A 20,594-nucleotide genomic window follows, 5' to 3' on the forward strand; every position below is an offset into this window, starting at 1 on the left:
AAAAGTCTTTAAATATTAGTCTTTAAACAAAGTAGAACCCACTCTAATCATATTAGAACCACTTGCAATTGCAAGTTCAAAATCACCACTCATTCCCATAGAACAATATTTTGCTCCTAAAGGAACTACTTCATCATAGATTTTTTTTGTAGTTTTAAATGACTCTTTTATAACTTTTTCATCTGAAACATGAGCACCAATACTCATAACACCTTTTAAAATAATATTTGGGCAAAGTTCAATGATTTGTTTATAAATTTCCACTGCAACTTCTGGCATAACGCCTGATTTTGTATCTTCATAAGCTGAATTTATTTGAAGTAGGGCAGATAGTTTTTTATTTTTTGATTCTAATTTTTGATTTAATTCTATTGCTAAAGGTAGTGAATCTAATGATTGAATTAAAGTTGGGTTTAAATCTATTAAATTATTTATTTTATTTTTCTGTAAAGTTCCAACAAAATGCCATTCAATTGGTAACTCTTCTAGTTCTTGCATTTTTTCTTTTAAATCTTGTACTTTATTTTCTCCAAAAGCTCTTTGACCTGCTTCATATAAAGTATTTATATCTTCAGCTGTTGAGTATTTTGAGATTCCTATAATTTTTACAATATGATGTTCAGATATTTTTAATCTTGCACCTTCAACTTTTGTTATTATTTCATCTAAATTTTTTGTTGCTGTTTGTTTATTCATAGTTTCTCTTTTTAGTTATTTAGAAATATTCTATTTATATCGTTATAAATTCCAAGAAGCATTAAACTTCCTAAAATCACCCATCCAAGAATAGTTAAAAACATAAATACTTGATCACTTGGTTTTCGTCTTGTAATCATTTCATATAAATTAAACATGATATGTCCACCATCAAGTGCTGGAATTGGAAGTAAATTTAAAACTCCAAGATTTACAGAAATAAGAGCAGTTATAGCAAATAATGCAATAATCGAAGATTCACTTGCATCTGAAATTACTTTTCCAATCGAGATAACACCACCCACTTCACTACTTGGAATTGCCCCTTGAACGAGTTTTTGAATACCTTGAAAAATCATAGTAGAAGCAAAAATAGTTTTGTCATAAGCATAAATCAAAGATTCACCAAAAGATAAATCAAGATTAATAATTTTTCCTGATGGTGAGATTCCTATCATTCTTTTTTTGATTTTTTCTTTAAACATATTTTCACTATCTGAGATTTGTGGATTTATTGTTTTTGCAATAATTACTCCGTCTCTTTTAATAAAGAATTTTAAAGTTCCATTTGTACTTATGATAGTTTTTCCAATCTCATCCCAAGATTTTATTTCAGTATCATTTATTTTTATAATTTCATCATTTGATAAAATTCCTGCATGAAATGCGGGTGAATTTTCTTGCACTTGACCCACTTGAGCAGCCCAAGTGCTTGCCCCCATCATTGCAATAGAAAAGTATAAAATAGCTGCTAAAATGAAGTTTGCAAAAGGACCTGCAAATAATATTATTATTCTTTGCCATGGTTTTTTTGTATTATATGAATCGTCTCCATCCTCTTTTAAATTAGGATTCTTATCATCTTGACCTTTCATTTGAACATATCCACCTAAAGGAATTAATGCCAATTGCCATGTTGTTCCTTTCCACTCTTTTGCAAAAATCTGTTTTCCAAAACCAATTGAAAACACATGAATCTTTACACCAAAATAACGAGCTGCTAAAAAATGTCCCAACTCATGGAAAAAAACTAAAAATGATAAAACAAGTAAAAAAGTAATAGTACCCAAAAAAAGCCCTTAATTTTTGAAATAATCTCTTGTATATTCATACCCTGAATATATTGTTAAAATAACAGCCAACCATAAAATCTCTGTTGCAAGTGGCCAGTTCATTATTAAAAATCCAATAGCAATCATTTGGATGACAGTTTTTATTTTCCCAGCCATTGTAGAAGCTACATCTTTTCCCTCACTAACAGCTACAACTCGTAAGCCCGTGATAAAAAATTCTCTTGAAAGTATTAAAAATACAGCAAAAGCAGAAGCTCTATTTATTACAATAAGCCCAATAAATCCCGCAAGTACAAGCATTTTGTCAGCAAGTGGATCTAATATTCCACCTAATTTTGTCATTTGATTCCAGTTTCTAGCAATGAAACCATCAAAAAAATCTGTAACAGAAGCTACAACAAAAATAAGACCAGCAAAATAATCAAACCAAGAAGGATGCCATGAAGAAAAGATAGGATTGTTTCTATCTATAAAAAACCATAGCATCAGCGGAGCTAATGCTATTCTAAAAAGTGCCAAAATATTTGGTAAATTTAGTACTTTTGATGACATTATCTAAAAGTCGTCCCACCATCAACAATTAAAGTATGACCTGTAATCCATGATGCATCGCTTGTACATAAGAAATAACATGATTGAGCTAAATCTTGAGGTTCACCAATTCTGTTTAATGGAGAGTATTCAGCAGTTTTTGCTTTTACTTCTTCATAGTTTGTGAATGCTTTTAGTGCATCTGTATCAATTGGACCACCAGAAACTGCATTTACTCTAATTCCAAATTCACCAAGTTCATTTGCTGCATATTTAACCATAGTTTCAACTGCTGCTTTATTTGTTCCATGACCTGCATAGTTTTCGATATATACTAAATTTCCAGTTGATGATAAAGAAACAATTGCACCACCACCAATTTTTTGCATTCTTTTTGCGGCTTGTTGAGCTCCACAAACAAAGGCATTAACAGTTGCTGTATAAATATTGTTTAAGCCTCTTGGTTTTAATTTCATAAATTTACCATACCCACCAACAACAGCACGACCATAAATCATAGCATTAGAAATAAAGAAATCAACTCTATCAAAATCTTTGTCAATTTCTTCAAATAACTCTTTATATTTTTCAGGTTCTAAAATATTAAAAGGATAAGCTTTGCATTTAACTTTATATTTTTCTTCAATATCTTTACAAATATCTTCTGCAAACTGCTGATTTGAGTTATAAGTAAAAGCTACATTTATACCATTACTTGCAAATTTGTAAACACATTCTTTCCCAATACCTTTTGTACCACCAGAAATTACTAAAGTTTTACCCTTCATTTCATTACTCATTATTTTATTACCTCATATTTTTCTAAAGTTTTTTCTAATTTTTTCATTGTTTCACTACTTGGTGAAAGTAGTGGAAGTCTATATTCTAAAGTGTCAAGTAAACCGGCCAAATACATAGCAGCTTTTATAGGAATTGGATTACTTTCACAGAATAATACAGAATTTAAAGCATATAAATCTTCATTTATCTGTTTAGCTTTTTCATAATCACCTTCAAAAACACTATTTACTAATTGTGATTTTAGATTTGGAAGAATATTCGCAGTTACAGAAATAATTCCTTTTGCTCCATTTACAAGCATAGGAAAATCAATTGCATCATCACCTGAAAATACAAAAAAATCTTTTCTTTGTGAGATTAGACAAATAGCTCTTTCAAGTGAACCTGTTGCTTCTTTTATAGAATATATATTTTTAACATCATCAAAAAGTCTAATAGCAGTTTTAGCTTCTAAATCGACAGAAGTTCTTCCTGGAACATTATAAAGTACAAAAGGAATTTCTACAGAATTTGCGATTGCTTTGAAATGTTGATATAAACCCTCTTGAGTTGGTTTATTATAATATGGAGTTATAGATAAAATCCCATCTGCACCAACATCTTGAGCATGTTTTGCTAACTCACAAGCTTCATGTGTTGCATTTGAACCAGCACCTGCAATTACTTTAGTATTTGAACCTTTACAAGCAGCAACCGCCACTTCAATACACTCTTTATGCTCATTAAAAGAAAGTGTTGCACTTTCTCCTGTAGTTCCAACAGGAACAACTGCATTTATACCTTGTGCAATTTGTCTTTTAATTAAAGACTCATATTTTACTAAATCAACTTTTCCATTTTTAAATGGTGTTATAAGTGCGGTCATTGAACCGGTAATAATTTCCATATTTTTTTTATCCTTTACTTACTACTAAATCTTCTAATTCTAATCTCTCATTTACATTTACTGTATGTTTTGAAAAAGTTTCTAAAAAGTCCCAAAAACTCTGTTTTGCTTCATTTGAAATATCTACTTTTTTTAAAACTTCTTCCATACAACCCAACCATTCTCTTCTTGCTTTTTCAGTAATTGAAAACTGCTTATGGGTTTTTAACATATCAAAATGACCAACAGCTTTTGTGTAATGTTTTTCTCCACCACAAGCTTCTATAAAAAACTTTACATTATGAGCTTTTATTTTTTCTAACTTTTCTTCATCTTGTGGAAAAAAATTTCCAATATCACTATCAACAACTAAATCATAAAAATCGCTGAATAATTTTTTTAATCTATCTTCTCCCATCTCTTTTAAAAAAAGAGAAATAGGATATTCAAAATCAGGTTTTTCACCAAATTTTGTTTTACTAATAGAGTAATTCATTTATTTTTCTTCTTGCTTTAAAATAACTGTTGTAGAGTTACTTTTTATCAAATATTTTTTTGCAACATTAATTAAATCTTCTTTAGTTAATTTATCAACATTCTTTTCATAGTTTAAAAGAGGTTTTATATTATCTCTTACAAAATATGAACCATATAGAGATGCAACTTCTGTTGAACTTTCAAGTGAAAAAATAAAATCAGCTTTTGTGTTTATTTTTATCTTGTCAATATCTTTTTGAGAAATATCACCTTTTTGGATTTGCGCAATTGTATCTAAAATTTCTTTTTCAATTTCTTTAGCATCAACACCTTCATTTGCAACTGCCATAAACATGAAGATTCCAGGATCTTTTAATTCCATATTATAAGCATAAATTGTATTTACTAATCTTTTTTCATCTACAAGTTTTTTTTGTAAAATTGAACTTTTTCCAGAACTTAGAAATTCACTTAAGGCTGATAATGCAACTTGATCTTCATGCTCAAAGTTTGGAATATGATAAGTTATTGCAATCATTTGTACTGCTGATTCTTTATTTATTACAACTGTTTTTTCTCCATCTTGAACAGGTTCAATTGTATGAAGTTTTGAAGGAATCTCTTTTTTATTTTTTATTTTTTTGAAATGTTTCTCAACAGATGCGAATACATTTTTTTCATCAATATCTCCAGCAATTACAACTATTGCATTTTTTGGTTGATAATAAGTGCTGTGAAAATCTCTAATATCAGTAATTGACCAATTTTGAATATCACTCATAAATCCAATTGGAGTCCAATGATATGGATGATAAATAAAAGCATTATTAAATAATCTAAATTGTAAATATCCCATTGGGTTATTATCAGTTCTCCATCTTCGCTCTTCTGCTACAACATCTCGTTCTGGTTGAAACTCTTCATCTTTAAGAGTTAAGTTTTCCATTAAATCTGCAAATAATTCTAATGATTTATCCATATTTTTTGAAGCTGATTTTATATAATAGTGAGTATAGTCAAATGAAGTAGAAGCATTATTCATGCCACCAAATCCTTTTACTATTTCATCAAATTCACCAGCTTTTAAGTTTTTTGTAGATTTGAAATTTAAATGTTCTAACATGTGGGCAATTCCACTTTTTCCCATTTTTTCATCTCTACTTCCAACTTTATAAAAAACATCAGTTGAAATGACTCCTGAACCATTTTTCATGGGAATTGCAACTATTTCTAAACCATTTTCTAAAGTTTTTGTATAATATTTTGGTAAGCTACTACTCATTAATTCTCCCGAAATTGTAATTAATAATAAAAATTGAATAATAAATATTTTAATCAATTTGTTCCTTTTATTTTAAATTAGCTCCAATGGCTTGAGAAATATTTTCATACCCATCTTTTGCCATTAACGCTAATAGTTCTTCATTTATTTTTCGAACCATTGATGGTCCCTCAAAAATCATTCCTGAATATGATTGTACAAGATTTGCACCATCTTTGATTCTTTCATAAGCTTGCGCTCCAGAAGAAATTCCACCAACAGAAATTAAAACTGTTTTACCAAATAATTCTCGTCCTAGTTCTTTAAATAAACTAGCAGATTTTTGTGTTAAACAAGCTCCTGAAAGCCCACCAAAATTTTGACAATTTGGAACTAAACTATAATCAATAGTTGTATTAGTTGCAATGATTCCAGCAGCTCCTGCGTTAATTGCACTATTACATAAATCAATAGCCATAGAAATTTCCATATCAGGTGCAATTTTTAACAAAATTGGTTTTGCTGTTAATTCTTTTGCCATTGTGAAAAGTTCTGTTATAAACTTTTCATTTTGTAAATCTCTTAAATTTGGAGTATTTGGACTTGAAATATTTATTACTAAATAATCACTACTTGCTTCAAATTTTTTTATCAAACTTTTGTAATCACTTAATGCAAACTCTTCAGGAGTTGTTTTATTTTTTCCTATATTTGTGCCAATTGGAATTGAAAAAGGATAAACTTTTTTTAAGTTTTTTAAAACTTCGTGGGCACCTTTGTTGTTAAATCCCATTGCATTTTGAACTGATTTTTGTTCAGGATATCTAAACATTCTAGGTTTTGGATTTCCATCTTGAGGTTTTGGTGTCATTGTTCCTATTTCTGTAAATCCAAATCCTAAAGATTTCATAGCCTTAATCATTGTTGCATTTTTATCAAAACCAGCTGCAAGTCCAACTGGGTTTTCAAATTTTACACCAAAAATTTCTTGTGTTAATTTAGGATTTGATATATAGTTTTTCTTTTCCATATATGCTTTTGCAATTTTACATTTTCCTAAAATTCTTAAACCATATTCTGCGAGATTGTGTGCAGTTTCTGGTTCAAACTTAAATAAGATTTTTTTTAGTGTTTGGTAGCTAATCAAAGTTTATCCCTTTTTTTTAATTAATACATTTTATCTAAAAATCATTAAATATTGGTTTTAATGTTTTTTAACTCTTTAAATCATTAAATATTTGCAAGATTATGCAATCTTTGATACTCTTTACAAGAGTTTAAAAGCTCAATTTCACTTCCCATACAAACAATTTCTCCACCTTTAAAAACAGCAATTTTATTTGCATTTTTGATTGTACTTAATCTATGAGCTATAATAAAAGTGATTTTATTTTTACTAACTTCTTGAATAACTTCACTTATAATTGATTCACTTTCATTATCTAAAGCAGATGTTGCTTCATCTAAAATTAGTATTTGTGGATTTTTGTATAAAGCTCTAGCAATGGCAATTCTTTGTCTTTGTCCTCCACTTAAATTTGTTCCAAATTCATCTAAAAGAGTGTGTACACCTTTTTTCATTTTTAAAACAAAATCATAGGCGTGGGCTTGTTTTAAAACTTCAATAACTCTTATTTCATCTACTTCATAACCATAAGCCACATTTGCAGCTATTGTGTCATTAAAAATATAAACTCTTTGAGTTACTATTGAAATATTTTCTCTAAGTGATTTAATATTAAAATCTTTTATTGAAGTATTATTTAATAAAAGATTTCCTTGCGTTGTATCATAAAATCTAATTATTAGATTTATTAAAGATGATTTTCCACCACCACTATCTCCTACTAAGGCTATTATTTCACCTTTTTTTGCTTCTAAATTAATATTTTTTAAAGCTTCAAAATCATCATATTTTAATGCAATATCTTTGAAACTTATAGTTTGAATATTAGAAGGACACTCTTTTTCACCTGAAATAATAGTTGCTTCTTTTGCAAAAATATCATTTATTCTTTCATTTGCAGCAAGGGCATCTTGCATTTTATTGTACAAAGAAGATAGTCTTCTAATTGGTGTATAAAGCATAAATAAAGCAGCAATAAAAGATGTAAAAGTTCCAGTTGAGATTTCACCAGAAATTACTTTTGAGCCACCCACAATAATAACAGCTGCAAAAGCAAATGAACCAATAATTTCCATTAGTGGTGAAGTTAATTCATTTGTTTTTAATGCTTTCATATTGTATTTGAAAAAAATCATGTTGTGAACAGAAAACTTTGTTGCTTCAATTTTCTCACTTGAATTTGCTTTTATAATTTCTATATTATTAAATGATTCACTTAAACTAGATGTAATATCTGAGTTACTTTCTTGTGATTTAAAAGATAATTTTTTCATTCTTTTTGCTAATAAAGAAAGAGGATAAACAGCTAACGGTAAAACAATTAATCCATAAAATGCAAGTTCAGGCGAATGATAAATTACTAAACCAATAAGTCCTACTATTGTTAAAATTTCACTTAAAAATTCTGCAACATAGTTTGATATTGCTTGTTGAATTCTATTAATATCATTTGTAATTCTACTTACAAGTTCTCCTCCATGTTTTTTTTGAAAGAAATCCATATCTAGTGTTAAAACATGAGAAAAAAGTTTATCTCTTACAATTCTTGTAATATCTTGTCCAATAAATGAAATATAATAAACTTGCATATATCTTCCAAAACCTTTTGCTGTATAAAGTGCAATTACAATAAATGGCATCATAAAAAGCATTTCTTTATTTTTATTGATAAAAATATCATCAAGTAAAGGCTGAATTGCATAAGCAGTTCCAGATGTTGCTGCTGAAACTAAAATAATTCCTACAAAAGAGTAAAAAAAGAATAATTTATAATTTTTATAATAGGGTGAATATTGTTTAAAAAAGTCTCTCATTAATAATCCTGATTATTTAAATAAAAGGTGGATTATAGCCAAATCTTATTAAATAAAGTCATAGAGAAAATATATAAATATTAATTATAATTAAGACTTTGAAAACATAACTATAAACTTTTTAAATCCAAAAGCTTTTATTGTTAAAAAAAATAGTACAAATCCACCAATAGTTCCAGAAAAGGCAAGACCTGCTGCACCAAATGGTTTGATCAAGATTAAAGAAAATACAATATTACAACTCAAACTATACATTGATATTTTTGCTGTTAAAAATTGTTGTTCTTTTGCATAAAGCCAAAGAGAAAAAATCTTTGCAAGACCAAATGGTAATAATCCTATTAAATACATAGTTAAAATCAATGCAGTATTTTGTGTATCAGCACTTGTAAATTGTCCTCTTTCAAAAAGAAGTTTTATTATAAATTCGTTAAAAACTATACCAATAAATGCAGATATAGATAATAATACAAATAAAATTAAAGCTGATTTTTTCATCAATTTTAAGGCACTATCTTCATCTTTATTTTTTATAGCCTTTGCAACCATTGGAAATAGGGCGATTGAAGTTGCAATTGCAAAAATTGCAAGTGGAAGTTGAAAAATTCTATTTGCATAATAAAGATATGAAATAGAACCACTCATTAAAAATGATGCCAACCAAGTATCTATAAATGCTGAAATATGAAGTGTTGAGGAACCAAAAGTTGCCGAAAAGAAATTTTTATAAAACTTACTTTCTTCTTTTTTCTCATGTTTTTTAAAATGAAATATTTTACATAAATTATTTTTTCTAAGAGCATATAAATGTACTGAAATTTGTAAAATTCCTCCACAAATTACACCATAAGATAAATAAAAAGTAATAGTATATTTTTCCATATTTTGAGAAATTAAAAGAGCAATTATCATGGCAATATTTAAAAGAGCAGTTGAATATGCACTTGTCGCAAAATGGCGTTTATACTGTAAAAGTGCTGCCATAAATGTTACTGCAAAAATTATAGGTAAATAATAGAAGTTTATTGCAAATAATGGAGCTGCTAAATCAACTGTTTTTTCATCAAAACCAATAGCTATTGCTTTTGCTACAAAATGAGAAAAAGCCATAACCAAAAGAGATAAGATGATTAAAAAGCCAAATAATTGTAAAAATATTACTGATGAAAATCTAATTTTATGTTTTGATTTTGCATAAGATGGAATAAAAGCTTGTGTAAAAGCACCATCTGCAAAAATACTTCTAAATAAATTTGGTAGTTTAAATGCTACAAAAAATATATCAGAATAGATATTTGCTCCTAAAATTGATGCTGTTAAAAGGTCTCGTACAAAACCTAAAACCCTTGAAACTAAAATTCCAGAACTATTTGTGAAAATTGATTTAAGTAACATTAAAATCCTATTTTAAAATCTGAAGCAGAGTAAATAATTATTTGCATATTTCCTCTATATGAACCTAAATGACCAGTTGATATTGTAATTGTCTCACCGTTTTTTGGTAGTAAATTTCTTTTATTTGAATATATTTTTATGTATTTGTTTTCATCTAAATATAATTTTGAATTTTTGACAACCCCTTTTATGTTTGTAATAATTTCATTTTCATATTTAAAATCAAAAATATCTATATTTTCAGCATTTAAAAATAAAGATTTATAATTTTCAACTTTTTCAACTTCATCTAAAATAGCAAACTCTTTTATTTCTTTTAGTCCATAATAATTAAAGATTTGTTTAATTTGAAGATTATATGAGTAACCTAATTTTAACTCTTTTGCATTATTGTAAATAAAAATTGCTCTATCATTTGGTCTTTTAATTATTGCTTTTTCTTCATCTTTATAAATAACAACAGCTTTTTCTAAAATAATATCTTGGCTTAATTTCTCTTTTTTATATAAATCAGAAATAGTCGCTTTTTCTTCTTTTTTTTCACTCTTTAGTTCTTGATTTTTTAAAATAGTAGTATCTTTTTCATCCACAGAAAATTTTGCATAAATTGGAAGATGGTCTGAATAACCACCTCCAATATGAGTTTTATTAAATCTTCCTTCACTCATTTGCCATCTTTTAACAATGTTATTTTCATATAAATATTCAGGTTTAAAAACCATAAAAGAATTTGGAACATAAGATATTTTTTTAGTATCAAATAAAGCTGCTGGAATCAAAATATTATCAGGAGTATTGTTCTGATTTCTAAATTTACTTGAGAATCTCTCATTTGGTGGTAAGTCTAACCATAAATTGTAATGAACTCTTTTCTCATTTTTTAATATATCATCATAGGTAATAAAATTATCATTTATAACTGTGTTTAATATATGATTTATTCCTGTAATTCCTAAAGTATTATTTAGTTTTTGATTTGTTTTGAAAGTTTGCATTTCATTATAATCAGAGTTAAAATCACCCAATAAAATATAATCATAATCTTTTGGAAGTGATGTAATTCTTTCTTGTAAATCTTTTGCATATTTCACTCTATAACTCTCACCCACAGCTTTTGATGGCCAATGATTATTAAAAACTTTAAATTCAATATTTTCATAAATAAAAGTTGTTTCAAGTATAGGTCTATAAACTTTTGTAGTAAATTTTACATCTAAATGTCTATTTTCTTTTATTTCTATTTTTGATAAAAAACCTACACCAATAGCAGAATTTGGATATTTTATAAAAGAATAATAGTGATAATTTGGAAGTTTTTTTAATAAAAGTTGCATTAATTCTCTATTTTCAACTTCTTGTAAAGCTATAATATCAGCATTAACATCTGTTAAAACTTTTACTAGATTATTAACTTTTATATTAAAAGTATTTTGATTCCAATTTGATTTTGTATTGGGTATAAATTCGCTGTATTCATCATTGTCATTATTTAAATCAAAGAAATTTTCTACATTATATGAAGCTATTGAAAAGGTATTAGCATTAAGTGTCAGTGTAAGTAAAAATAAGAATAAAATTTTGAGCAAATATATCTCCGATAAATTTTTTGTAATATTATCGAAGATATTATTTTTTAGAGGTTAAACTATTTTTTAGAATTTAATCTTGATTGATACTCTTGCGGATGTTTACATACAGGACAAACTTTTAGAGCTTTTTTACCTCTATGAATATGTCCACACTCTTCACAAATCCACTCTTCTTCTTCATCACTAACAAACTCTTTTTCTGAATCTAGTCTGTTTTTTAACATTCTATACATATTTTCATGTTCGATTTCGATTTTACCAATCATAGTTAATAATTTTGCAATTTCTGTATGACCTTCGTCTTTTGCAACTTTTGCAAAATCTGGATACATAGTTATATTTTCATAAGATTCACCGTCAATTGCATATTGAAGATTTTCACTTGTATTACCAAACTCTTTGTCGTAATTTAAAACATTGTATGCTTTTAATTCAAGTTTAGCATGAGTTTTTTCGTTGTTTGCAGCTCTTTGGAAATGTTCAGCAATATCTCTGTAACCCTCTTTTTGTGCTACATTTGCAAAATATTCATATTTATTTCTTGCCATTGATTCCCCAGCAAAAGCTTTCATTAATACCACAGAAGTTAAATCTGTTGTTATACACTGCATTTCTTGACCACAGCAGTGTAATTTTCCACCACCAACCTTTTGTACTTCTACTTCATTTCCACATTTGTTACATTTATAAGTTTCATATTGTCTCATTTTAACTCCTACATTAAATTGTTTTATTATAACATTTTATAATTTTATTTACCTAGATTAAAATATATTTTATTTAAGGATAATAATTATTATTTGAGAATTATAAAATATTTAAACTTAAAAGAAAATTATTATCCTTTGAAAATTTTTATGTTATAATTCTCTTATCTAGTTATAAAATATAAATTTGTAACTAAATATAATTTATGTGGAAATAAATATTAAAATAGTATTATTCCGCGCAAGGAAGTTTTAATGACAAATTATACAAATTTATTAAAAGAATATGATTTAAAAGTTACTCCACAAAGAGTAGCAATTGTTGAAGAACTTTATAAAAACGGTCACATGAACATTGATGATTTATACAAAAAACTATTATCTAAGTTCCCATCTGTATCATTAGCAACTATTTATAAAAATATAAATGCAATGATTGAAAAAGTTTTTCTTTCAGAGGTAAAAATACCAAACTCAAAATCTGTTTATGAATTGGTTAAAACAGAACATGCTCATTTAGTTTGTTCTTGTTGTGGACATATTGAAGATATAATGTTGGATGCATCAAGTATCTTAACTCAAACTTCAACTTTAAGTTCATTTAAAATTGATTCAACAAATATAATTTTGGGTGGACTTTGCCCTAAATGTTCAAAATAATCTATGAAATAGTCTAGTTGTAAACTAGGCTATTTTTTACGAATTTCTAACTATTAAACTATCAGGTAAATTAAATTTTTTTATCAACTCTTCTTCTTTAGCTCTATGTTCTCCATCATCAACTTCATGGTCATATCCTAAAAGATGTAATATTCCATGAATAAATAAAAGTGAAAATTCTTCATTAAAACTGTGACCATATTCTTTTGATTTTTCTTCTACAAAATCTGTTGAAATTACAATCGAACCCAAAGGCATATTTACAAAATCGTAATCAAGGGGAAAACTCAAAACATCAGTTGCTTTGTCTATTTTTCTATGTTCTTTATTTAGTACTTGAATTTCATCATTTTTAACAACAAGAAGTTCTATATCTTTTTTCGTTAGAGTTTGGGCAATTTTTTCTAAACTTGAAATATCAATTTCAAATTGTGTATTATTTTCTAAATCAATCATTTTTTTCCTTAAAATAGTTCTATCATTTTAGAGACTTCATCAACAGCATAAGTCTTAATATCAAGTTTTAAATTTGTTTTTTGAGCAATTACAGCTTTTTTCATACCTTGTGCTTGTGCTTCTTTTAGTCTTAAATCAATAGAATAAACATCTTTTATTTCGCCAGTTAATGAAACTTCTCCAATAAAAGCAGACTCTTTTGAAATAGGTCTATCTCTATAAGATGAAATAATCGCAGCAATTACAGCTAAATCCGCTGAACTCTCTTTGATTTTTATTCCACCACTTATATTTATAAAAACATCATAATTATTTAATGGTAAATCTATTTTTTTCTCTAAAAGTGCCAAAAGCATTGTAAGTCTATTTGCATCAAAACCAGTGGCACTTCTTTTTGGATTTGGATAAGTGCTTTCAGTTACAAGTGCTTGAACTTCTAAGATTATAGCACGGCTTCCTTCCATAACAACTGTAAGTGCAGATCCAGCTTGTGCTTTACTTTTATCAAAAAACTTTGAAGCAATATCTTTGGCACTTATTAATCCCTCAGCCGTCATTTCAAAAATACCTATTTCACTTGTACTTCCAAATCTGTTTTTAAAACCTCGAAGCATTCGAAGTTCACGACTTGCTTCTCCCTCAAAATATAAAACCGTATCAACCATATGTTCAAGAACTCTAGGACCTGCGATACTTCCATCTTTTGTAATATGTCCAATAATAAACATAGCAATATCTGATTCTTTTGCTTTTCTCATTAGTTCAAAAGTAATTTCACGCACTTGTGAAACGCTTCCTGGTGCTGAACTTAAATTTGATGAATAAATAGTTTGAATCGAATCTATGATTACAACTTCATAATCTTTTCTTAAAAGTTCATCTTGAATTTCTTCCAGTTTTATTTCACTTAATAAATATAAACTATCGTGATTTGCATCAAGTCTATTTGCTCGCAGTTTTATTTGTCCAGCACTCTCTTCACCTGATACATAAAGTACATTTTTCCCTGATTTTGCGATACTTCCTGCAACTTTTAAAAGTAAAGTAGATTTTCCGACTCCTGGACTTCCACCAATTAAAGTTAAACTTCCAGGAACAATTCCACCACCTAAAACTAAATCAAACTCATCATTAAAAGATGAAAATCTAGTTACATTGTCTTGTAATATTTGAGTGATTGGAACTGCTTTTGAAGTAGTATTTATAATTTTTGAGCTATGTTTTAAAACTTCTTGTTGTTCTTGGTTTAGTTCAATAAATGAATCCCATGATCCACAACTTGGGCATTTTCCAAGCCATTTTGTGGCTTGTTCTCCACAATGTTGACACTCAAAAAGTGATATTTTCTTTTTTGCCATTTTATTTCCTAGCTATTTTATGATGGAATTATAATAGTTTTTTTTATAGCCTTTCTAAAATATGACAATTTGTAATATAAAATACAATACAATCCTTTATGAAAAAAATAAAACTATTCACAGACTCAAGTGTAAATCCCCAAGAAAAGGTGGGTTTTGGAGCTTATCTAAAAATTATTGATGAAAATATCTCTTTTGAAGATATGAAAAAAAACATAAAAACCAAAAGATTTGAAGATACAAGTTCTACGAAATTGGAGCTTCAAACTTTACTTTGGGCGCTGAATGAAATAAATGACAAAAATATAATCATAGAAGTTTATACGGATTGCCAAAATATCATAGGTTTAGAAGCTAGAAGAAAAAAACTAGAAACAAATGATTATAAATCATCAAAAGCAAAATTAATGAATAATCATGAGTTATATAGGCTATTTTTTAAAAAATTAGATGAATTAAATCTAACTTTTATAAAAGTAAAAGGGCATAAAAAAAACAGTTTAAAAAATCATATTGATGATATTTTTAATCTTGTAGATAAAGCCTCAAGAAGTGCATTGAGAGAAAATATGCTTATTTAAAATAAATAATTGTACTATTAAACAATCAAATAACAACAAAAAATGGGAAAAAAATAAAATGATAATATATATTCACGGATTTGCAAGTAGTGGTTTTGGTTCTAAACCACAAAAATTTAAAGAGTATTTTGAAGATGAGATAATGACACTTTCACTTCCAACAATTCCAAATCTAGCTATTGATACATTGGAGCAAATAATAGAAGCTTTTTTAAGTAAAGAAGAAGATGTTTTTTTAGTAGGTTCATCTCTTGGTGGTTTTTATGCTTTGTTTTTAGCAAATAAATATGATTTAAAAGCAGTTTTAATAAATCCAGCCATAAATCCTTGGGGAAGTTTGGATAGATATGATGGTGTTGATTTTGTGACAAATTTTTATGATAATTCAAGATTTGAGTTTACAAAAGGACATATAAAATCACTAAAAAATTATGAAGTTGATTTTTTAAAAAATCCACAAAATTTCATAACACTTTTACAAGAAGAGGACGAAGTTTTAGATTTTAGTGAAGCTGCTTTAAAACTAGAAGATACTGAACTTATAATAGAAGAGGGTGGAACTCACTCTTTTGATGGAATTGAGCGATATTTTAGGAAGATAAATAGCTTTTTTTATAATTAAATCAGCTATTTTTTGGGTTTCTTGGGTATAATAAATACAATTAAGATGTATAAAAAACTAAGGAGAACTCTAGGAATGAATTCATTCAGAGTTATGAATACGAGATTTCGTATTTTAAAAGGTGGAAAAATAGGGTTATCATTTAGTATTGCCTTAATAGGTGGACTGATGATGCTTTCTAGTACAAAAGCTTACTCTCAAACTTATTTTGATGGAGTAACTGATACCATTTATAGCTCAGGTGATATTTCTGTCACAGCGAAATCTGATACAGGTATCTCATCTGTAAATTATTCTAGTATTCAGCCATCAACAGACATAATTTTTCAACCAGAAAGAGTAGTATCCTCTTATAAAGGTGTTATGGATTATGAAGTTACAGGAACTTCACCTAATCAATCAATTAATTTAGCAGGTAGTAATGGAACAAATAATGGGAGTTTTAATTCTATAGCTAATGGAAATTATACTTATACAGGTGATGATGGTTATGGTCATCTTGTGCCAATAACAGCCACAAATTACGATAGAGCTTATTATGATGTATTTACTCCTAGTAAAATTTTTACAATTACATTAGATTCAGGAGCTGAAGCTAAAAATATTTCTAAAAATAACTCAGTTTATTACTCGGTGGATAGTACGAATGGATATATAACAAATAATGATTCTTATACAGCTAACTTGATATTTAGTGGTTCAAATACTATTTGGGGAAATACAGATATTGAAAATGGAAATATCCAATTAAATGGTAATATAATTTTTAAAGGAACAGTAAAAGCTGGTTCTCTAGATGTAAATGCAGGAATAACTAACTTTGAAGATAATTTAACAGCAACAACAACTACAATAACAACAGGAATTGCTAATTTTAATACACTTAGAGGAACCACGAATTCAAATATAGTTTTTAGTGGAGCAGGAACAGCAAATTTATATGGTAATTTAACGGGATCTATATCAGGAGCAGGAACATTAACAACAACCGGAGCTACTAATCAAACAATCACAGGAGCGGTTGGGAATATAGGTAATTTAAATGTATCAAATATAGGATTTACTACAACAGTAGCTGGAAATGTAAATGCAGCTAATACAAAAATAGATTCAACTCTAATAATGACAGATGGTTCAAATGTAACTTCAACTATTACAGGAACAGGGACTTTAACACTAGCTGGGAATTCAACAGTAACCGGAACAGTTGGGAATTCAACAACTAGTTTAGGGAGTATAAATGCAAATGGAGCAAGTGATAAAACTGTAATATTTAAAAATGATGTTTATGCTATAAATACAAATATTGGAGCAGGAACAGTAGATATAAAAGGTAATTTAACGGGATCTATATCAGGAGCAGGAACATTAACAACAACCGGAGCTACTAATCAAACAATCACAGGAGCGGTTGGGAATATAGGTAATTTAAATGTATCAAATACAGGATTTACTACAACAGTAGCTGGAAATGTAAACGCAGCTAATACAAAAATAGATTCAACTCTAATAATGACAGATGGTTCAAATGTAACTTCAACTATTACAGGAACAGGGAATTTAACACTAGATGGGAATTCAACAGTAACCGGAACAGTTGGGAATTCAACAACTAGTTTAGGGAGTATAAATGCAAATGGAGCAAGTGATAAAACTGTAATATTTAAAAATGATGTTTATGCTATAAATACAAATATTGGAGCAGGAACAGTAGATTTTAATACAGCATCAGGAACAACAAATACAAATATTATATTTACAGATAAAGGAATAGCAAATTTAAATAATGGACTAACTGGAAATATTGATTTTTCAGGAAAAGATGCAACGATTAATGTGTCAAATGGAAAAGGTATTTTAGGTTCGGTTCAAACATTGGCTTTAAATAATACAGGTATTTTAAATTTCCAAGGTGATGGAACTATTACTGGTAATATTGGAAGTAGCATTACTTCTGGAATTAAAGAACTTAACATTAATACTAATAATGAACAAAATACTCCTGATGGTGTTGTAGCTGGTGTTGTTGGACTAGCAAGAGAGCTTTATACCGATGTTGTAAATCTTAAAAATAATGCTACTTTAACACTTTTAGATAATACAAATATGCTAAATTCAGGTTTAGGTTCAGATAAAATTTTTATCACTACTAATGTAACAAATACCGGAACATTAAATTTCAAAGGAACTTCAAATATTACTGGTGAAGTTGGGCAAAGTGATAAAGTTTTATATACCATAAATGCAGGAGTAACAGGGGAAACAGTTACCTTTAATGATATGGTATATGCAACAACTTTAAAATATTCTGATGATGGAAAAGTTGTATTAAATGGTGATAATAGTTCAAATGCTTCTTCTGAGGGAATGATAGGAACTGTTGATTTTGATAATAAAGCTGGTACTTTAGCAATTGGTGATGATGTAAACTTAACAGTTGGAGCTGCTGGAACTCAATTTATTAATGGAAATGATGCAATTTTAGAATTTGCAGGAAGCTCGATAATTACTGGGATTCTAGGTGGAAATACAGCTGGAAATTCTACTTTTAAAGAAATTCATGCAGGAGCAGATGGAAAAACAGTTACTTTTAAAAATAATGTTTATGTGAAAGAAAGTACATTACATGTAAGTGGGAAAGGTACTGTTAATTTTCAAGGAAACCTAATAGGTAGTTTAATATATGATGATGATGGTGTTGCGAATGTATCTGATGGTAAAAATATAGTTGTTTCAAGTAGCGTTCTTGTTGCCGTTACCACTGCAACTACTGATACCGGTTCTTTAAATTTCTTAGGTACAACAACACTTTATACAGATATTGGTACAAGTACAAAAAGACTTAAAAATGTGACTTTTGGATCAGCTGGTTCTGCTTCAAATTCTTATACTCAAAATTTAGATAAAAACATATATGCTCAAAATACTTATATAGGAAATGGAACAAACCAAACAATACTTGAAATGAATGATGATATTACTTTTGGTGGAAGTTTAACTGTAAGAGCAAATTCTGCTTTAGATGTAAGTACTCATGATATAACCGTTACAAATAATTTAACATTAGCAGCTAATTCATTAACTAGATTTAAAATATACACTGATGATATAACAGCTAGTGGTTCATCTGTAGGCGCTCCCTCTGGAAGTATTACAACTGATACTTTAACAATCGATGATAATGCAATAATTAAAGTTAATTATATAGGTACCTTATATGGTGCGGGTTCTTATAATTTAATTTTTGCAAATGGTATTATAGGAACTTATTATGGAACAGAAGCAAATGGAAAAGTTAGTGATAATAGTATTATTGATTCAATAATAAAAGTTGATGGAAATAATCTAATTTTATTTGCAGATAGAACAGGTGGTGGAAAGTATGGTGTTGAAGATTTATATATTGAAAAATCAGGTATTGGAGAACACTATTCAAATGGAGCTTCACAAGCACTAGCTGGTTATGCTTATGATACTTTAGTAAGAGAAGGCGCATTAGGTAATATTGTAACTAGAATTGAAGAGTTAGATGGTGGATTATATTTATCATCTGAGAAAAAAGCACAAATGGTAGAAATACAAAAATTATTAGCACCTGTTGCAAATAATTCAAGTATTCAATCTTCACTTACAGCATCAACTTTAGTATCATCAACAATCAAAGATAGAATGTCTGATATGAGATTTTCTTCAAGTACTGATTTTATTCCATATTCTGGATATTCATCAGGTACTTATACTTTAAATAATTCATTATGGATTAAAGCAATGGGTTCAAAAGCAACTCAAAGTAAAGTTCAAGATTATGATGGATATAACTCAACTACTTTAGGTTTTGTGGCTGGAATGGACAGAACTCTAAGAAGTGGTTCAACAATCGGATTAGCATTAGCACACGCAAATACAAAAATAAATCAAACAGATTTTAGAAGTGGAGATAGTGCAGATACTCAAAGTATTCAATTTTCTACTTATGGATCAATGGATTTCGATGATACTTATGTAGATGGAATATTATCTTACGCAAGACATGATACTGATTCAACAAGAACAGCAAATTCTGGTAAATTATCATCTTCATCAACGGCTGATCAAATTTCAGCAAAAGTTGAAGTAGGGCATAGAGTATACTTTGAAGATGTTGCGACATTAACTCCTTTTGTATCAGTTGAATATGGAAATTTAAACCAAAAAGGCTATACTGAAAAAGGAACTGCTTATCAAAATGATGCATTAAAAGTGGATTCTGTAAAAGTAAATAAAGGTACGCTAGGAGCTGGAGCTAAACTTTCTACAAATTTAAATATTGGAGATACTGTAATTGTTCCAGAATTTAAATTAGCAGCTTATAATGCTTTTGGTGATACAAAAGCTGACATAAAAGCTCAATATGTAGGTGGTGGAAATCAATTTGTAACACCTACACAAGACTTGAATAAAACAATGTTTAATGCAGGACTTGGAGTTAAAACAACACTTAGTGAATCTACAAGTTTAATGATAGGTGTTGATTATGATAGAAGTAAAGATGGAAATTTCCAAGGATATTCAGGAAATGTTTCATTTAGACTTAATTTCTAAT

General features: G+C 28.2%; 18 protein-coding genes. 4 read left to right on the plus strand and 14 right to left on the minus strand.

The features are described 5' to 3' along the window. Positions 1 to 15: 15 nt before the first annotated feature. From B0174_RS08600 to B0174_RS08655, 12 genes are all read right to left on the minus strand, one after another. Positions 16 to 696: a YggS family pyridoxal phosphate-dependent enzyme gene (locus B0174_RS08600; RefSeq protein ID WP_108559708.1), complete on the minus strand. Its 681-nt coding sequence runs from the start codon at positions 694 to 696 to the stop codon at positions 16 to 18. 11 nt (positions 697 to 707) lie between these two features. After that, positions 708 to 1,766: an RIP metalloprotease RseP gene (rseP, locus tag B0174_RS08605; protein WP_108559710.1), complete on the minus strand. Its 1,059-nt coding sequence runs from the start codon at positions 1,764 to 1,766 to the stop codon at positions 708 to 710. A gap of 9 nt (positions 1,767 to 1,775) precedes the next feature. Then, complete coding sequence (gene pgsA / locus B0174_RS08610; protein ID WP_108559712.1) at positions 1,776 to 2,321, minus strand: CDP-diacylglycerol--glycerol-3-phosphate 3-phosphatidyltransferase; 546 nt, start codon at positions 2,319 to 2,321, stop codon at positions 1,776 to 1,778. Further along, positions 2,321 to 3,100: an enoyl-ACP reductase gene (locus tag B0174_RS08615; protein WP_108559714.1), complete on the minus strand. Its 780-nt coding sequence runs from the start codon at positions 3,098 to 3,100 to the stop codon at positions 2,321 to 2,323. Before B0174_RS08615 ends, pgsA begins: the two co-directional genes overlap by 1 nt. Continuing rightward, positions 3,100 to 3,987: a 4-hydroxy-tetrahydrodipicolinate synthase gene (gene dapA, locus B0174_RS08620; protein ID WP_108559716.1), complete on the minus strand. Its 888-nt coding sequence runs from the start codon at positions 3,985 to 3,987 to the stop codon at positions 3,100 to 3,102. The genes B0174_RS08615 and dapA overlap by 1 nt, the downstream gene beginning before the upstream one ends. 7 nt (positions 3,988 to 3,994) lie before the next feature. Continuing rightward, positions 3,995 to 4,462 (minus strand): globin domain-containing protein, encoded by a 468-nt coding sequence (locus B0174_RS08625; protein WP_108559718.1) that lies wholly within the window; start codon positions 4,460 to 4,462, stop codon positions 3,995 to 3,997. Further along, positions 4,463 to 5,725, minus strand: coding sequence for a M16 family metallopeptidase (locus tag B0174_RS08630; protein ID WP_108559852.1), 1,263 nt, complete (start codon positions 5,723 to 5,725; stop codon positions 4,463 to 4,465). It lies immediately after the preceding gene. Positions 5,726 to 5,792: 67 nt separating this feature from the next. After that, positions 5,793 to 6,851 (minus strand): quinone-dependent dihydroorotate dehydrogenase, encoded by a 1,059-nt coding sequence (locus B0174_RS08635; RefSeq protein ID WP_108559721.1) that lies wholly within the window; start codon positions 6,849 to 6,851, stop codon positions 5,793 to 5,795. An 83-nt stretch (positions 6,852 to 6,934) separates the two neighbouring features. Beyond that, positions 6,935 to 8,644: an ABC transporter ATP-binding protein gene (locus tag B0174_RS08640; RefSeq protein ID WP_108559722.1), complete on the minus strand. Its 1,710-nt coding sequence runs from the start codon at positions 8,642 to 8,644 to the stop codon at positions 6,935 to 6,937. A gap of 90 nt (positions 8,645 to 8,734) precedes the next feature. After that, positions 8,735 to 10,039 carry a murein biosynthesis integral membrane protein MurJ gene (gene murJ / locus B0174_RS08645; RefSeq protein WP_108559724.1) on the minus strand — a complete coding sequence of 435 codons (1,305 nt, stop codon included), beginning with the start codon at positions 10,037 to 10,039 and terminating at the stop codon, positions 8,735 to 8,737. Continuing rightward, positions 10,039 to 11,625, minus strand: a complete 1,587-nt coding sequence (locus B0174_RS08650; RefSeq protein WP_108559726.1) for an endonuclease/exonuclease/phosphatase family protein — start codon at positions 11,623 to 11,625, stop codon at positions 10,039 to 10,041. The genes murJ and B0174_RS08650 overlap by 1 nt, the downstream gene beginning before the upstream one ends. 59 nt (positions 11,626 to 11,684) lie before the next feature. Further along, the gene (locus tag B0174_RS08655; RefSeq protein WP_108559728.1) at positions 11,685 to 12,335 is read right to left on the minus strand and encodes a ferritin family protein; all 651 of its coding nucleotides are present in this window, start codon (positions 12,333 to 12,335) and stop codon (positions 11,685 to 11,687) included. 255 nt (positions 12,336 to 12,590) lie between these two features. Here B0174_RS08655 and B0174_RS08660 point away from each other — a divergent pair, with 255 nt between their 5' ends. Then, positions 12,591 to 12,995 carry a Fur family transcriptional regulator gene (locus tag B0174_RS08660; RefSeq protein ID WP_108559730.1) on the plus strand — a complete coding sequence of 135 codons (405 nt, stop codon included), beginning with the start codon at positions 12,591 to 12,593 and terminating at the stop codon, positions 12,993 to 12,995. A 36-nt stretch (positions 12,996 to 13,031) separates the two neighbouring features. Here the strand turns inward: B0174_RS08660 and ybeY are convergent, their stop codons facing one another. Both ybeY and radA read right to left on the minus strand, forming a co-directional pair. Then, a complete protein-coding gene (gene ybeY / locus B0174_RS08665; protein WP_108559732.1) occupies positions 13,032 to 13,451 on the minus strand; it encodes an rRNA maturation RNase YbeY in 420 nt (139 codons plus the stop codon). 8 nt (positions 13,452 to 13,459) lie between these two features. Beyond that, on the minus strand, positions 13,460 to 14,809 hold the full coding sequence (radA, locus tag B0174_RS08670; protein WP_108559734.1) for a DNA repair protein RadA: 1,350 nt from the start codon (positions 14,807 to 14,809) through the stop codon (positions 13,460 to 13,462). Positions 14,810 to 14,907: 98 nt separating this feature from the next. Here radA and B0174_RS08675 point away from each other — a divergent pair, with 98 nt between their 5' ends. The 3 genes from B0174_RS08675 to B0174_RS08685 all read left to right on the plus strand — a co-directional run bounded on the left by B0174_RS08675 (position 14,908) and on the right by B0174_RS08685 (position 20,593). Further along, the gene (locus B0174_RS08675; RefSeq protein ID WP_108559736.1) at positions 14,908 to 15,390 is read left to right on the plus strand and encodes a ribonuclease HI; all 483 of its coding nucleotides are present in this window, start codon (positions 14,908 to 14,910) and stop codon (positions 15,388 to 15,390) included. A 58-nt stretch (positions 15,391 to 15,448) separates the two neighbouring features. Then, the gene (locus B0174_RS08680; RefSeq protein WP_108559738.1) at positions 15,449 to 16,012 is read left to right on the plus strand and encodes a YqiA/YcfP family alpha/beta fold hydrolase; all 564 of its coding nucleotides are present in this window, start codon (positions 15,449 to 15,451) and stop codon (positions 16,010 to 16,012) included. Positions 16,013 to 16,087: 75 nt separating this feature from the next. Beyond that, on the plus strand, positions 16,088 to 20,593 hold the full coding sequence (locus B0174_RS08685) for an autotransporter outer membrane beta-barrel domain-containing protein (protein ID WP_165790404.1): 4,506 nt from the start codon (positions 16,088 to 16,090) through the stop codon (positions 20,591 to 20,593). Position 20,594: the final 1 nt, after the last annotated feature.

The organism is Arcobacter caeni (assembly GCF_003063245.1).
In the GTDB taxonomy this organism is placed as follows: Bacteria; Campylobacterota; Campylobacteria; order Campylobacterales; family Arcobacteraceae; genus Aliarcobacter; species Aliarcobacter caeni.

Excerpts from the sequence above, each read along its gene's own strand:
- B0174_RS08600 (WP_108559708.1), bottom strand. The coding sequence starts at position 696 with ATGAATAAACAAACAGCAACAAAAAATTTAGATGAAATAATAACAAAA.
- pgsA (WP_108559712.1), bottom strand. The coding sequence starts at position 2,321 with ATGTCATCAAAAGTACTAAATTTACCAAATATTTTGGCACTTTTTAGA.
- B0174_RS08615 (WP_108559714.1), bottom strand. The coding sequence starts at position 3,100 with ATGAGTAATGAAATGAAGGGTAAAACTTTAGTAATTTCTGGTGGTACA.
- dapA (WP_108559716.1), bottom strand. The coding sequence starts at position 3,987 with ATGGAAATTATTACCGGTTCAATGACCGCACTTATAACACCATTTAAA.
- B0174_RS08625 (WP_108559718.1), bottom strand. The coding sequence starts at position 4,462 with ATGAATTACTCTATTAGTAAAACAAAATTTGGTGAAAAACCTGATTTT.
- B0174_RS08630 (WP_108559852.1), bottom strand. The coding sequence starts at position 5,725 with ATGAGTAGTAGCTTACCAAAATATTATACAAAAACTTTAGAAAATGGT.
- B0174_RS08640 (WP_108559722.1), bottom strand. The coding sequence starts at position 8,644 with ATGAGAGACTTTTTTAAACAATATTCACCCTATTATAAAAATTATAAA.
- murJ (WP_108559724.1), bottom strand. The coding sequence starts at position 10,039 with ATGTTACTTAAATCAATTTTCACAAATAGTTCTGGAATTTTAGTTTCA.
- B0174_RS08655 (WP_108559728.1), bottom strand. The coding sequence starts at position 12,335 with ATGAGACAATATGAAACTTATAAATGTAACAAATGTGGAAATGAAGTA.
- B0174_RS08660 (WP_108559730.1), top strand. The coding sequence starts at position 12,591 with ATGACAAATTATACAAATTTATTAAAAGAATATGATTTAAAAGTTACT.
- ybeY (WP_108559732.1), bottom strand. The coding sequence starts at position 13,451 with ATGATTGATTTAGAAAATAATACACAATTTGAAATTGATATTTCAAGT.
- radA (WP_108559734.1), bottom strand. The coding sequence starts at position 14,809 with ATGGCAAAAAAGAAAATATCACTTTTTGAGTGTCAACATTGTGGAGAA.
- B0174_RS08675 (WP_108559736.1), top strand. The coding sequence starts at position 14,908 with ATGAAAAAAATAAAACTATTCACAGACTCAAGTGTAAATCCCCAAGAA.
- B0174_RS08680 (WP_108559738.1), top strand. The coding sequence starts at position 15,449 with ATGATAATATATATTCACGGATTTGCAAGTAGTGGTTTTGGTTCTAAA.
- B0174_RS08685 (WP_165790404.1), top strand. The coding sequence starts at position 16,088 with ATGAATTCATTCAGAGTTATGAATACGAGATTTCGTATTTTAAAAGGT.